The 15075-nt window shown below is 36.0% G+C and carries 12 protein-coding genes; 5 read left to right on the top strand and 7 right to left on the bottom strand.

The genetic code is table 11. The annotated features are described in order from the left end of the window. Positions 1-312 precede the first annotated feature (312 nt). Both PVV70_RS04420 and nhaA read left to right on the top strand, forming a co-directional pair. On the top strand, positions 313-2019 hold the full coding sequence (locus PVV70_RS04420) for a hypothetical protein (RefSeq protein WP_273758087.1): 1707 nt from the start codon (positions 313-315) through the stop codon (positions 2017-2019). Positions 2020-2169: 150 nt separating this feature from the next. Next, a complete protein-coding gene (nhaA, locus tag PVV70_RS04415; protein ID WP_273758086.1) occupies positions 2170-3531 on the top strand; it encodes a Na+/H+ antiporter NhaA in 1362 nt (453 codons plus the stop codon). A 493-nt stretch (positions 3532-4024) separates the two neighbouring features. On the opposite strand, the gene tmk is transcribed toward nhaA, so the two are convergent. Beyond that, positions 4025-4684: a dTMP kinase gene (tmk, locus tag PVV70_RS04410; RefSeq protein WP_273758085.1), complete on the bottom strand. Its 660-nt coding sequence runs from the start codon at positions 4682-4684 to the stop codon at positions 4025-4027. 557 nt (positions 4685-5241) lie between these two features. Beyond that, the gene (locus PVV70_RS04405) at positions 5242-6498 is read right to left on the bottom strand and encodes an aspartate kinase (protein ID WP_273758084.1); all 1257 of its coding nucleotides are present in this window, start codon (positions 6496-6498) and stop codon (positions 5242-5244) included. A gap of 189 nt (positions 6499-6687) precedes the next feature. On the opposite strand from PVV70_RS04405, the gene ubiG reads away from it, so the two are divergent. Beyond that, positions 6688-7431, top strand: a complete 744-nt coding sequence (gene ubiG, locus PVV70_RS04400; protein WP_273758083.1) for a bifunctional 2-polyprenyl-6-hydroxyphenol methylase/3-demethylubiquinol 3-O-methyltransferase UbiG — start codon at positions 6688-6690, stop codon at positions 7429-7431. 37 nt (positions 7432-7468) lie between these two features. Here the strand turns inward: ubiG and grxC are convergent, their stop codons facing one another. Beyond that, positions 7469-7723 (bottom strand): glutaredoxin 3, encoded by a 255-nt coding sequence (grxC, locus tag PVV70_RS04395; RefSeq protein WP_273758082.1) that lies wholly within the window; start codon positions 7721-7723, stop codon positions 7469-7471. A 46-nt stretch (positions 7724-7769) separates the two neighbouring features. Beyond that, positions 7770-8558 carry a ComF family protein gene (locus tag PVV70_RS04390; RefSeq protein ID WP_273758081.1) on the bottom strand — a complete coding sequence of 263 codons (789 nt, stop codon included), beginning with the start codon at positions 8556-8558 and terminating at the stop codon, positions 7770-7772. Between the two features lie 197 nt (positions 8559-8755). Between PVV70_RS04390 and PVV70_RS04385 the strand changes: the two genes are divergently transcribed. Beyond that, positions 8756-9634, top strand: coding sequence for a methyltransferase domain-containing protein (locus tag PVV70_RS04385; protein WP_273758079.1), 879 nt, complete (start codon positions 8756-8758; stop codon positions 9632-9634). Positions 9635-9641: 7 nt separating this feature from the next. On the opposite strand, the gene PVV70_RS04380 is transcribed toward PVV70_RS04385, so the two are convergent. After that, the gene (locus PVV70_RS04380) at positions 9642-10985 is read right to left on the bottom strand and encodes an L-cystine transporter (protein WP_273758078.1); all 1344 of its coding nucleotides are present in this window, start codon (positions 10983-10985) and stop codon (positions 9642-9644) included. A 723-nt stretch (positions 10986-11708) separates the two neighbouring features. Between PVV70_RS04380 and PVV70_RS04375 the strand changes: the two genes are divergently transcribed. Beyond that, positions 11709-11933: a hypothetical protein gene (locus tag PVV70_RS04375; protein ID WP_273758077.1), complete on the top strand. Its 225-nt coding sequence runs from the start codon at positions 11709-11711 to the stop codon at positions 11931-11933. 862 nt (positions 11934-12795) lie between these two features. On the opposite strand, the gene PVV70_RS04370 is transcribed toward PVV70_RS04375, so the two are convergent. Both PVV70_RS04370 and PVV70_RS04365 read right to left on the bottom strand, forming a co-directional pair. Further along, positions 12796-14169 (bottom strand): glutamate--cysteine ligase, encoded by a 1374-nt coding sequence (locus tag PVV70_RS04370; protein WP_273758076.1) that lies wholly within the window; start codon positions 14167-14169, stop codon positions 12796-12798. A gap of 68 nt (positions 14170-14237) precedes the next feature. Beyond that, complete coding sequence (locus PVV70_RS04365) at positions 14238-14981, bottom strand: 16S rRNA (uracil(1498)-N(3))-methyltransferase (RefSeq protein WP_273758075.1); 744 nt, start codon at positions 14979-14981, stop codon at positions 14238-14240. Between the last annotated feature and the right edge of the window lie 94 nt (positions 14982-15075).

Below are 15075 nucleotides of genomic sequence, written 5' to 3'. Positions count from 1 at the left end.
CTTTATATGTTTTAAATATTCCTATAAACAGCCGTAAGATAAAAGCAGACATAGGAATATTTTATGATAATTTAAAGTGATAAGAAATATGATGCGCGTAAACTTACTTCTCCTTCATTATGCGTGCTTTTCTATAACGTACTCAATCCAAATAAAATCAATAAAAATTGATAAAGCGATATTGCAAAAAAGATGAGAATAACTCTAATATAGGAGGGTAGATGACTGTTGAAACTGGTACACGCTATATTTTAACCTTTGTCGTTGCTTAAAAGAGTTTATCTTCACTCTCAATTTTAAAGAGTGATAAAAATGAAAGAAAAAAGAATGGTCAAACTTAATAGTGGGTATCAAAGTAACCTGAAATATTGGCTCACTTGCATTATTGGATTTATCGCCATCTTAGCAATTATAGTTGTTGGTGGATTCTATATCGCAAAACCCTATCTTGACAGTTTTGTAAAACAAGAGATAGCCCGTCGTGCCATAAAAGCAGAAACATCTGAAGTCAGCATTCTAGGTAAAGTCAATTTAACAAATGTTACACTCCCCGTCCCAGCCGGTACATCACTGAAAATTGGTGCCATTTCTGCCCGTCCTCCTCTTTCTTTTATTCCTGGAACTTTTACATTTTATAATGTTGATTTAAAGCATAATAATATTCATGTAAAAATACCCCAAATTTCTCTTAAGAATGTATCCTTAAAAGATAAAGACAGAACAATCACATCACGTCTTTTACAATCAATGATGCGTATTGATCTTGCATCAATGAGTGCTCCGAATATACAGCTTTCTATAGAAAATAAAAACAAACAAACAGAAACAGTTGAAGTCAAGAACTTCCAGCTTTCTGATTTTAAAAATGGACATATCCGTTCCGTTAGTGTTAAAAACATGGATCTTAAAACGGCCGTAGTCAATGGCGACAAACAGATGCAATTGATGGCTAAAAGTGATACAATAAAGGCTTATGATATCGACATCAATTATGCCTATTCTATTATTTTCGGAAAAAATAACGCTCTCAATCAAGGGAAAACCGTTACAGGTCCTATTTCTCTGAACAATATAAGTGTCGATATTTTTGAAGAAGCAGAAAAAAATAGCTCTTTCTTTCTCGGCCAATTTAAAACATCTGGTCTAAAGATGAAACCACTTGAACAAACGCCTGAAAAACTAGTCAAAGCTTATCTTAATGCAAGAAAAGAGAAGAATAAAGTTGCGGAAAAAATAGCCCAAAATGGTCTCCTTCTAAACATACTGCTCGCCATTACCTCAGCAGATGCCAAAGTTGATAATGTCACCATTGATATTCCATCATTGAAAGCAACACTTGAATCATTTCAACTTAAACCAAGCTTGTGGAAACATCCTATCCCCAAAAAGCTTTTTCTTTCTCTCAATAACTTTTCCATTTTACCTAAAAAAATGAATGAAAAAGATTTAGAACTTTTAAAAAAGATGGGATTTGAACAAATTGATATTTCAGGAAAACTTGATATTTCTTACGATGAAAAAAAACGTATGCTCTTTCTTGATGCAATGACTTTCAATATGAAAGACGTTGGATCTGGGAATATATCGGCTAAGGTTATTGATGTTGATGAAAAACTTTTTTCTGGTCAACAAAGCATCATGATTGCTGCTTCTCAAGACCTTGGCATCAATGAAATTGATATACAATATCGGGATGCAGGTTTCATTGATAAACTTTTTTCTTATCTTGCAAAAAACCTTAATGACAGCCAACATGATCTTAAAAAGGAACTCTATGACGATTTCTATTTAATGATGACGCAAACCCCCAAAATGCTGCTAAAAAATCATGATGAAGCAGAAAAAATTTCAAAATCCTTAGGTGAATTTGCTAAAAAACCACAAACATTGATCATAAAAATTAAAGCAAAAGATAATAAAGGGCTCACAATGGTTGACCTCGAATCTGCTCTACAAAATGATCTATCCAAGGTGTTAAACAAAGTAGACCTCGCTATTAAAAATGAAGCATCGCCTTAAACATATTGTGCTTTAAACATGATGATCTTGTCTATAAATTAAGAACTTTATTCCTCTTTTTGCTTTTATATGATACAGAAAACATCATAATAGAGTCACTATACACAGAGAATATAGAATCATAAAATTGTCGATAGTTTGGAGTTGTTCATGTCTGATTTATCTTCAAATCGCTTGCCTAATCGCGCTTCTCGTGTCACCAATCAAGCGCTTTCAGCTATCGAGCGTTTTCTTCATATTGAAGCTCTTAGTGGTATTGTTCTTTTACTCGCTGCTGCTTCTGCCCTCATTTTTGCCAATTCTCAATATGCTGCTCTCTATGAATCTTTTTGGCATACACCTCTTGGCTTTAATTTGGGTCATTTTACGCTTTCATGGGATTTACATTTCTGGGTTAATGATGCCCTTATGACTATTTTCTTTCTCGTCGCAGGAATGGAAATTCGACGCGAAATTCATGAAGGTGCTCTTGCCGATTTTAAACAAGCAATCTTACCAATTGTTGCTGCAATAGGCGGCGTTTGTGTTCCTGCGATTATTTATTTCATCTTCAACTTTAACGAGGGACATATCCGTGGTTGGGCTGTGCCAACAGCAACAGATATTGCCTTTGCTCTTGGTATTCTGGCACTTCTTGGAAAAAAAATTCCTTCTAATCTTCATGTCATTCTTCTCTCATTAGCGATTATTGATGATATTATTGCTGTTCTCATTATTGCTTTTTTCTACTCAACAAATATTGATCCTAGTGGTCTATTGATTGCAGGGGGAGGTATTGCTCTGGTACTTTTTTTTCAATGGATCGGGCTTGCATCAGCATGGCTTTACATTTTACCTGGTTCAATCATCTGGTGGGGATTAATGGTAACAGGCGTTCATCCCTCACTTGCTGGTGTAATCTTAGGTATGATGACGCCCGTTTTTCCTACACGCACTCTTGTAGCGCCACTCACCATGCTCAGCAACGCTATGCAAATTCTCCAAGAAAAAAACACAAAAACAGACCTCCATCATATTTCAACTGCATTGAAAAAAATGCGCAAAGGACAACGGGCCATGATTGCTCCAGTAACGCGTGTTCAAAAATCATTACATCCGTGGGTTGCATACGGTATCATGCCCATTTTTGCCTTTGCAAATGCTGGTGTCAGTTTTGTAAACTTTGACCTTTCTTCTGGCAAATCATTCTTAATTGTTCTTGGTGTTGTCATTGGTCTTTTCGTTGGTAAGCCCCTTGGCATTATCACTGCCAGTTATTTAGCCGTGAAATCAGGACTATGCCGCCTTCCTCCTCAAATGACATGGTCCAGCATTTTACTCATTGGATTCTTAGCAGGAATTGGCTTTACAATGTCTATCTTTGTTTCAATGCTCGCTTTTAAGGATATTATCCTTCTTGATGCTGCCAAAATTGGGGTGCTTTGTGGTTCTGGTTTATCTGCTCTTATTGGTCTTGGATATGGATTTATTTATATTAAGCGCAACAAAGAAATTTTTCATAGTTCTGAATAAAACCAAACAATCATTTGCTTTGTTAGACTGATCTTTTAGCATAACCAAGGTATTACCTACAGTTTTTGAAATGGGTGTATCTGCTTGTTAAAATATTTTTATCTTATGTTCTTTCTGGTTAAAGAAACAATTTGAAAATCCCCATAAAGGCGTTAAGAAGTGTTTTTGTTGTTTCATTTATCAGAGATAAGAATATTAAAGTCTCAAAAATCGCTATATTCGTCTTTACGAGAATAGAAATACCATGATCACAACAGAGATTAATAATCTTTTTGGAAGAGCTTTCCTCTTTCAAATTTTTTAAAAAAGTGCGTTATAATTTAATGATTACCAATCGTCTCAATTAAAATATTAAGATATATAATATTTTTTTCAGTACTCTTAAATTATCGTGAGAAAACCTTTAAAACTCTAGATCCCACATAGAAACTAGATCATAAAGGAGAATAGATCACAGATAAATTTTTAAATGATATTCATAAATGGGTATATTTTATTTATTATCAAAACAAGTCTTGTCTATATGATGTCGTATTTGATTATGGATTAAAGAAACAGAGGCGGTTCCATCAATGACGATAAATCGTTCGTCTATTTCTGATAAAAGTTGATATCCTTCATAAACTTTTTCAATCAATGAGCGTTTTTCTTCGTATTTTAAGACTAAACCATCCCTTTTTTGCAATCGTTCGATGAGAGCAGCAGGAGGCAAATGAAGGTAAAATGTGATCTGAGGTCTTGGAATAGCTTGATTTAATTGAATCACACTTTCAAGAGAAAGACCTCGAGCGTAGAAATAAACAAGACTAGAATAAACATATCGATCACTGATTAATAAATTTTGCGATGAAGTTAAAGAAGGTTCGATAATTTCAAGCGTATGTTTGCGTCTATCTGTTGCAGCTAAAAGAGCTAAAAGCAATGGATCAATTTGTTTTCCACTCTCTAAATAATCTCTTACCTCTTGATTGTTTCTATACCAATGACTGGGTTGAAAAGTTTGTATGATATGTTTTTCTTGTGCGTAATGGCGAGAAATTTCTTTTGTTTGAGTTGTCTTTCCACTCCCATCAAATCCGCATAGAGCAACAAAAGAACCGGAATATTGCTTCAAAGACCACATGGAATTATAAATATCTTTACTAAGATACATTTTCTCTCCATTCATATAATTTACATCACTTTACACCTAAAATTTTCTTGTTGAGAGAGAATGTATTTTACCTCTCGGTATCAGAGGTATAATATCAACCAGCATCCTCCCCTTCAGCATGAAAGCTTAAATTTTTTATAACTTATTGACTGCTAGGATAACATTTTTAATTTTTAGCCAACTAAAAAGCAAATTCTGTAAACTCTATCATATTGATTTTGAATTATACATCCCCCTTTTATAACATACATATGGTGCCTATTCTTCTTCCTCCCAATCACCTCTTGTAAACAGTTCTCCTTTTCCTTTTTTTTATATCTAAACGATTCATAAGAAGCATCTTGTGTTGTCTCTGAAATAGTTTTTATTCCTATGCCAATCTTGCTTTTAACACGCAAACAAATAGTTTTTTTCTTCACTATAAGAAAATTTTAAATTAAAAAATTTCACTGTATTCATTATTCTTATTTAAACGGAATGTCTAAATTATGCTTATAAAGCAAAGCATTCATACATATGAAAACTTTATGTTCTTAAAATTGAGCGTTTTAAAATATTTAACTCTTATCCAGTCCATAAACAGCATGTAATGTTCTCACCGCAAGTTCAGTATAAGCGCTATCAATCAAAACAGAAATCTTAATCTCAGAAGTCGTGATTGCTTGAATATTAATACCTTTTTCAGCCAAAGCCTTGAAAGCTGTAGCCGCAACACCTGCATGGCTGCGCATTCCAATACCAATCACAGATATTTTGGCAAGATCGCTTTCAAATTGGAGAACATCAAATCCTATTTCTTTGCGATTTTTCTCAAGAAGTGCAACAGCTTTTTCTACATCGGCTGATGGTACAGTAAAAGTCATATCCGTTTTCGAGCCATCTTCAGAAATATTCTGCACAATCATATCAACATTAATGCACTCTTCAGCCAAGGGACCAAAAATTGCTGCCGAAATCCCCGGACGATCAGCAAGCCGACGCAGCGAAATTTGTGCCTCATCCTTAGCAAAAGCAATACCAGTAACATTTTGTTGTTCCACGATCTCATCCTCATCGCAAATAAGTGTTCCAGAAGAACTCATTGGATCCTCCATGCCTAATGCATCAGGATCCTCAAAACTTGAACGCACAAAGGTACGAACCTTATGAACCATGGCCAATTCAACAGAACGAACTTGTAAAACTTTTGCCCCAAGAGAAGCCATCTCTAGCATTTCTTCAAAAGCTACTTTCGGTAAACGGCGCGCTTTCGGTTCTATACGTGGATCTGTCGTATAAACACCATCCACATCTGTATAAATATCACAGCGATCAGCTTGTACAGCTGCTGCTATAGCAACAGCACTTGTATCTGATCCCCCACGCCCTAAGGTAGAAATCCGATTATCCGGCGCTAACCCCTGAAAACCAGCAATAACGGCAACCTGACCTTTCTGAAAACACTCTATTAAAAAAGATCCATCAATATCAGTAATACGCGCACGGCCATGCGCATTGTCTGTATGAATAGGGATCTGCCAGCCAAGCCATGAACGTGCATTGACACCCATTGCTTGAAGTGTCAAAGCCAACAAACCTGAAGTGACTTGTTCACCAGAAGCAACCACAACATCATATTCCCGAGCATCTCTATGTATGGATGAAGCATCACACGTCCACTGGACCAGCTCATTGGTTTTACCCGCCATCGCAGAGACTACAACAGCAACCTCATTGCCTGCATCAACCTCTCTTTTGACATGCCGTGCAACATTATGAATACATTCAATGTTTGCGACAGATGTTCCACCAAATTTCATGACAATGCGCGCCATTAATAACACTCTTACCCTTACATCTCTTATCTTAAACGATAATGAGAGTGAGATGCTGTATCAACTAACCATTTTCTCGACATAGCGAATATCTATCATTTGTGCAAGTTTCATTATGGTTATATTAATTTTTCTTGACTTTGTATAAAACCTACTGGACTTGATCATTAAAAATAAAAGGAAGGCAGCATGATAGATGAAACACAAACAACAGTTGATCAAAGTGAAATTGATCACTTCTCACGGATTGCTACAGAATGGTGGAATCCACAAGGAAAATTTCGACCTCTTCATCAATTTAATCCAACACGTCTTGCTTACATCAGAGAAAAAATCTGTTTAGAGTTTAATCGTGACCCTGTTTCACTGACGCCTTTTGATAATTTGAAAATTCTTGATATTGGCTGTGGAGGAGGCTTGTTATGTGAACCCATGGCACGTCTTGGCGCTATCGTTGTAGGCGTTGACGCCGCACAAACGAATATTGAAGTTGCAAAAATCCATGCAGCCCAAAATAACCTTTCAATTGATTATCGCACGACAACGGCAGAAGCACTCGCCAATGAAGGAGAAAAATTTGATATCATCCTTAATATGGAAGTTGTTGAACATGTCGCTGAGGTTAATCTCTTCATAAAAGCGACAGCAAAAATGCTAAAACCACAAGGGTTGATGTTTGTTGCAACACTCAACCGCACGTGGAAAGCATGGGGACTTGCTATTGTAGGCGCTGAATATATCCTCCGTTGGCTCCCTAAAGGAACCCATGATTATAAAAAATTCCTAAAACCTCAAGAGCTTAAAAATTTCTTATCAAAAAACGCTCTGTCTGTCATTGATGAGATAGGGATTACTTATAATCCATTAAACGACAGCTGGAATCGCTCAAAAGACATGGATGTTAACTATCTCCTTCTCGCAAAACGGTCTTAAGGAATGTAATAATCTTAAAGGTAGTTATTTACAGCGATTATATGTCTTGCAATAAAGAATTGAGTTTTCCCTCAGCTTCTAAAGCATAAAGATCATCACAACCGCCAACGTGATAATCACCTATAAAAATTTGTGGAAATGTATTACGTCCATTCGCGCGCTGTACCATTTCTTGACGAAGGGACGTGGAAGCATCAATATCTGTATATTTTACGCCTTTTTTATCAAGCAAATCACGTGCTTTTGTGCAATAAGGACAGTTAGGACGTGTATAAATGATTATCTCTTTCATAAGTATTATCCTCCAAGTATTTTTTAATAATATCCACTTTAAGTTCCTATTGAAAAGAAGGAAAAATAGAATCTTCTTTAAGGACACGCGAAAATGTTAGCACATCAACCCGTCGTGCGCCTGCATATTTTAATGCAGCAGCAGCTGCTGTAACTGTTGCACCCGTTGTAAATACATCATCAATCAGTAAAATAGAACATCCTTTGAGATATTTTTTAACTTTATGCGAAACCTTAAAGGCATTTTTTACGTTAAGTTTTCTTTCTCTTGAAGAAAGACTAACCTGCGGGCGCGTATGCCGACAACGAATAAGCCAACTGGGTTTTAAAAGTTTTTTTTGTGATGCTGCAATATAACGTGCAAGCTCAGCAGATTGATTATAACGCCTTTCCCAAAAACGACGAAAATGCAATGGAATGGGAATAATAACATCACACTCATCGATAACCTCACGTCCAGCAGATATCATCCAATTGGCCATAAAAGAGGCCAATTCTATATGATCACCATATTTTAAGCGCGTTACCAAAGTGCGTGCAAGTCCTTTATGAATAATGGCTGAGCGAACGCGTGAAAAAGGGTAAGAATTACGCAGCGCTTCACCACTGAGAAAACCATCCCCCATATCACAAACAAAAGGCGTCCCCATAACAGGACAATAAGGTTTCGTAATAAATTGGAGGTCTTTCCAACATTCAGAGCAAATCGTACCATAAGCAGAAACATTTTGCTTACATCCAGGACAAATTGGTGGATAAAGCATCGTTTTAAAGTGCTCAATGAATTGACTGAGTACATCCCCGCTATTTAAAGCCGCTTCTCGAAAGTAAAACATTATAAATTTAGGCTTTTACAAGTTCCCCGTAGAACAAAAGTTCCTTTGTCTTTCCTCAATTTATAAATTTAATTTCTTTAAAAACTCTTAAGCTCCTATAAACTTATTTTTCTTTCACATTATAAACTTGACAGAGCGCGCACAAACATGAACCTTTTCAAAATATATTCTTTCATAGATCGAAAGTGTTCCATAATATGCCGTATCCTTTAATTTTTGATCATAACCGCATTGAACAATTCCGCAAACGTGCTTTCCAAAAAGCAAAAAAAGGATATGACTTTTTACTCTCTCTCACGGCAGAAGATCTCTATCAACGTCTTAGCACTGTTGACCGTATCTTTACATTAGCCCTTGATTTACACAGCCATACAGATCTTGCCACGCAAGCTCTCATAAAATCTGGAAAGGTTTGTTCTATCGAGCGTATTGAAACCGATACGCTTTATCAAAGCCATGATAAAAAATTTCATTTACGTCATCGAGAGTTTCTTGATTTCCCTCAAAATTATTGTGATCTTATTGTTTCACTTCTTTCATTACAATTGACGAATGATACCCCTGGAGTTCTAAGCCAGATAAAAAACACCCTTAAACCAGATGGCTTATTTTTAGCTGTTATGACAGGAGCTGATACTCTCAAAGAATTACGTGAATGTCTCCTACAGGCTGAAATTGAAATTTATGGTGGAGCAAGCCCTAGAATCTATCCTTTTGTCGACATTCGTGATGCAGGCGCTCTTTTACAGCGTGTTGGATTTGCTCTTCCTGTAACCGATGTTGAAGAGATTACAATACGTTATAATACAATGTTTGACCTTATGCACGATCTTAAAGCGATGGGAATGCAAAATGCCCTCATCAATCGCTCACGACGCCCTGTCTCCAAACGCTTTTTTCTCCGCGCTGCTGAAATCTACGCACAAAAATTTAGCGATCCTGATGGACGTATTCGTGCCCATTTTTCTTTCATATGGCTCTCTGGTTGGGCTCCTCACCCCAATCAACAAAAGCCTCTACACCCTGGTTCTGGGAAAATATCTCTTACAGAGGTTTTAAAACCCAAAAAAATATAACCCAAAATCATTTTTCAAAAATACTTTTATCCGTTGCTCGTAATATTTGACTGGTGATCGTTCCTGCTATCATCGAATCACTCACATTTAAAGCGGTACGTCCCATATCAATCAGCGGCTCAATAGAGATAAGGACAGCGACCAAAGTCACAGGAAGTCCCATGATTGGTAACACAATCAATGCTGCAAAAATAGCCCCTCCTCCCACACCAGCAACACCAATGGAACTCAATGTTACAATCCCAACAAGCGTCGCAATCCAAGTAGGATCAAGAGGATTAATTCCCATAGTTGGTGCAATCATGGTCGCAAGCATCGCTGGATAAAGACCAGCACACCCATTTTGTCCAATTGTTGCCCCAAAAGAAGCTGCAAAACTCGCAATGGATTGCGGTACACCTATCCACTGTGTTTGTGCTTCAATATTCAAAGGAATACTTGCAGCACTTGAACGACTGCTAAAAGCAAATGTTAAAACCGGCAAAACCTTTTTGAAAAAACGAAAGGGGTTAATTCCTGATATGCCGAGCAACACACCATGAATGCCAAAAATTAAAATAATACCGACATAAGAAGCAACGATAAAAACGAGTAAATTTAAAATATCTGCAACATGCGAAGATGCTCCTACTTTCGTCATAAGTGCAAAAATACCATAAGGCGTTAAAGCAATCACAAGACGAACTAACCGCATAATCCAAGCTTGTGCCACTTGAATAAATAAAAGTGCTTTTTCCCCTTTTTCTGGCTCATCTTTCTTCAAAAGAAGAACCGCAGCCCCTAAAAATGACGCAAAAATAACAACACTGATAATTGATGTCCGCTTGGAACCACTTAACTCAGCAAAGGGGTTTTTAGGAATCAAGGATAAAATCATCTTTGGAATATTCATATCTCCAAGTTGAGAAATACGATCTCCAAGAACAGTAGAAACATTTTGCCCTTCATGCACCAAACCATTTGCGGTTAAACCAAAGGCATTCACGACTAAAACGCCAACCAACGCTGAAAGAGCCGTTGTAAAGAGCAATATTGAAATGGTCATTATACTCATTTTTCCAACAGCATAAACAGAATGCAAATGAGCAACCGCTGAAACGATAGAGATAAAAACCAATGGCATAACAATCATTTGGAGTAACAAGATGTAACCATTCCCAACAATGTTAAACCATTCAACGGATTTCAACAAAGTAACTTCACCTTCTCCATAAACAACCTGTAAAACAGCACCAAAAATCAAGCCAAAGATAAGCCCCAACATGACACGGCGTGAAAGACTCCATTGCATTCTCTTACTTTGAGCAATCCACAATAAAAAAATAACAAATAGAAATAAATTAAATGTCATTGTCTATGCCCAGTCTATACCCACTATTAGTTATAATTGATGGTGAATATTATGCATCATTCAAAAGCAATGCATAATATTTAAAATTAAGGTATAAAACTTATAAGGATTTTAAAAAATCATTATTTTTTTAATTTATAGATTAAAAGAGAATTTTTTATCTACGAATAACTGTTTAAAGAAAATAAATAAATTTATTTCTCCACTCTTTAAAATTAAAGAGCTTATCAAATAGTTTAAAAAGAGAAATATAAACACCCTTCATTGCATTTTAATACTGAATAATTAACAACCTATCTTATTCTATCAAAGTCCTTATTACTCTCTTTTTCCCTTTAAGTTGAAAAAAGCTTTCTTAAAAAATGATTCATTAACAAACAAACATTCATGAATTTTCTGAAAAATTAACCATCTTACAATTTTATGGACTGCACTCTCAAAAGCTTTTTAGGAAAGCTTTTTTACTTTTTGAAATTCCCTTAGGCACAAAAATATGCCCTCTCAATAACAAAAAAATCGCAAATGTGAAGGCTTGAAAAATCACGATCCTATTGAAAGGAAATACAACCAATAATGAATAATATTATTTAACACAACCTAAAACATAATACCAACAAAAATAGCCTATATCCTGTTGATATAACCAAATTAAGTGATATCAACCGTCATAATAGCCGTATTCAATATCGGTCTATTTATCAAAGATAAGGAGTTAAATCACTCATGAAACGTACCATAACATTTATTATTTTATCTTCTCTATTAATACTTTTGTTTGCTGTATTAATATCACTTGGATATACAAAAGTGAACGATATGAATCTGTACGATGAACTTTATCAGTCATATCTCAATAGAAACTCAGGATATCGCGAAAAAGGGGAAATAGCAAAAGAATATATAAAAATATTTAACAGTAAGATGGAACCTGTCACATCTACAGAATAGGATAAGGGATCGTTTTAGAAATCATTGAATAGAACAACAAATGAATCTTCATAATTAGATATCTTAAAGCATTACCACACGATACTTATCTTTTATGGACGCTGCTTGATTTTTAAGTAAAGAACCCAATATGAAGATCTGCTAAATAGTCAAATAGAATGCTATTTTATTTATTGATAAAAGACCTTTTCCTTAAAAAACTTGAAGCAGACTTTTAGTGATCTGATGTTTGAATACGTAGAAAATTTCTAGATTCTCCAACGAGCATTAACCAAAAAAACACATTATCCGTATAGAGAAAATGATACCTTGTAATTTTCCTACCGTTTTTGAAAATCCAGCTATTGCCTTCATGATGAAGGTATAACGATATCGTATAATGTCACAAAAAAAATATAAGCCCCCCATGCAATCTTTCTATTAAAAATGGAAGCAACAAAAAATGAAGAGTTTGTGGCTTATCAGCATAACAAACTGAGGTTTTGCATTTTTACTCTTCAGAATAAAACACTTCGTATTTTTATAAGCATAGTGTTGAGACTATTGAATATAAATAATATTTTTTATCTCTTATTTAAAAGTAATAAAATTATTCTCTATCCCCCCGTCATAAGAGAAATAAGCCAAGCGGATAAAAAATGTTTTATAAAAAGCTAAATAGATCAAATCATCTTTAGCACTCCGATATAACATGGAGGTTACAGAAATATCGTCATCGTTGTCATCTTTAGTATTCTTGAGATCTTTATATTATATTCCTTATGAGCAATGTTGAAAGAAAGGGGGATATTCTCTCTAAAACAAATGAACCACTATGATAATATACAGTTTTTAAAAAGTACAAAGTGTCTTTGCCTTCAATTTAATAGGCGCATTCTAAAAATACAGGTTCGACAGACTCATTCCAAATAGAAGAGTAATGAAACAAAAGTTTTTCAGCATCTGTTTGCCCTGTTGCCACAACCTCTTCTAAAGGATTAAGAAAATTTGTTTCATCAAAACCATTTGCATCATACTGTTTGCGATTTTTTAAGCCCTTGCGTGCAATCGCGATAGCTTGACGGGCTAATTCTAAAAGAATGGTTTGACGAAAAGGGGTTTTTAACCCTTCTTTGGGAACGCGTTGGCGCATGTCTAAAACTTCTTCAAAGCACCAATCTTTGGTCAAAGCCTCTGCCTCGTTAAGCGCTTCTCTATCATAAAGAAGCCCAACCCAAAAAGCCGACAATGCACAAATGCGCTTCCAAGAACCGCAATCAGCGCCTCTCATTTCTAAAAATCTTTTTAAGCGGACTTCAGGAAATAACGTTGATAAGTGATTAATCCAATCTCCCATGTTTGGAATTGAATTTGCAACGTATCCTTTTAATGCTCCATTCATAAACTGACGAAACGTTATATGTGTACAATCATAATAACGGCCATCACGTACAACAAAATACATGGGAACATCAAGGGCCCATTCAACGTAATCAGCAAAACCAAAATGCTCAGAAAATATAAAGGGAAGAACGCCTGTCCTGTGATTATCCGTATCACGCCAAATTTCAGAACGCCATGACAAAAAGCCATTTGGGCGTCCTTCTGTAAAAGGTGAACTTGCAAATAAGGCGGTCGCAATGGACTGTAATTTCATAGATACTTGCATTTTTCGCCGCATATCACTTTCAGAGGAAAAATCAAGATTAACCTGGACCGTTGATGTGCGATACATCATATTAAGGCCATTATGCCCAACTTTCGGCATATAATCAGTCATAATCTGATAACGTGATTTAGGCATTTTCGGCGTTTCAGCTAACGTCCACTTCGGGCTTGCTCCCATCCCCAAAAAACCAATACCCAATGGTTCCGCAATTTTCTTGAGAAGAGCTAAATGCTCCATCAACTCGTGATACGTATGGCCCACTGATTTTAGTGGTGCACCAGATAATTCAAATTGTCCCCCAGGTTCCAAAGAAATAGCTCCCTGATCAACTGATCCTACGAGCCCAATAATATTCTCTTCATCTAAAATAGGGCTCCATCCTAAAGCGCTTTGCATCCTCTCTAAAAGCGCTCGGATTCCTCTCTCACCGTCATAAGGAACAGGACGAAAACCATCTCTATAAAACGGAAATTTTTCATGTTCTGTACCAATACGCCAATCTTCTTCTGCTTTATACCCCCCTTGGAAATAGCTAACCAAGGAATCTAAGTTATAAACTTCACTTTCATCCATTACATCAAGCGCCATAACTTATCGTATCCTATCATTGGTATCATCATCTTAAATGAATTGTTTAGAATGATTTTACAGATATCTCAATCCATTGACCAATCCCCCACGGTAGCATTAAGAAGAGCCAAAGCCGCAACAGCGGCAGTGTCAGCGCGTAAAATACGCGGGCCTAATGATATTGGAACAACAAAAGGATGTTTTTTTAAAAAGCTCCGCTCTTCTTCACTAAATCCACCTTCTGGTCCAATGAGAACACCAGGTGCTATAACGTCACGCTTTTTAAAAGAAGCTAATGGATTATGCGATTGATGCTCTTCATCACAAAAAAATAAAGGCTGTGTCTCATCCCACCGTCCTAAAAGCTCTGCTAATGATAGAGCCGATACGCATTTAGGGAGAGATAAAATGCCGCACTGTTCAGAAGCTTCAATAACATTGGCTTCCATACGCGCCATATTAATACGCGTAACCTGCGTATGATGCGTTATAACAGGCTGCAAAATCGATACCCCCATTTCAACAGCTTTCTGCACCATATAATCCAACCGCGCATTTTTGAGTGGAGCAAAGCAATAAATAAGATTGGAATGCGTCGCTTGTAATCTTTCTTGATGGATAAGCTGAACCACAACAAATTTCTTCTTAACAATGATAAGTCTAGCAAGCCACTCACCATCCTGTCCATTAAAAAGTAAAATTTTCTCTCCTTCCTTCATCCGCAAAACATGCACAAGATAAGAAGCTTGTGCCCCCTCTATTTTTATTTCTTCATTCAAAGCCAATGTCTGTCGGATAAATAATCTTTTAAGTTTATAATTTATGCGCATAAAATCTTGCCAATGCTCACTATCGTCATCAAGAAATGAAAAAATATATAACAAAAAGAAAAAATTATATCTATAGAACTATAATATATTAAAG

The sequence above is a fragment of the Bartonella sp. AU55XJBT genome, from assembly GCF_028618525.1.
Note: the sequence above shows the minus strand (reverse complement) of the source record. Positions and strands in the feature narration are given on the sequence as shown.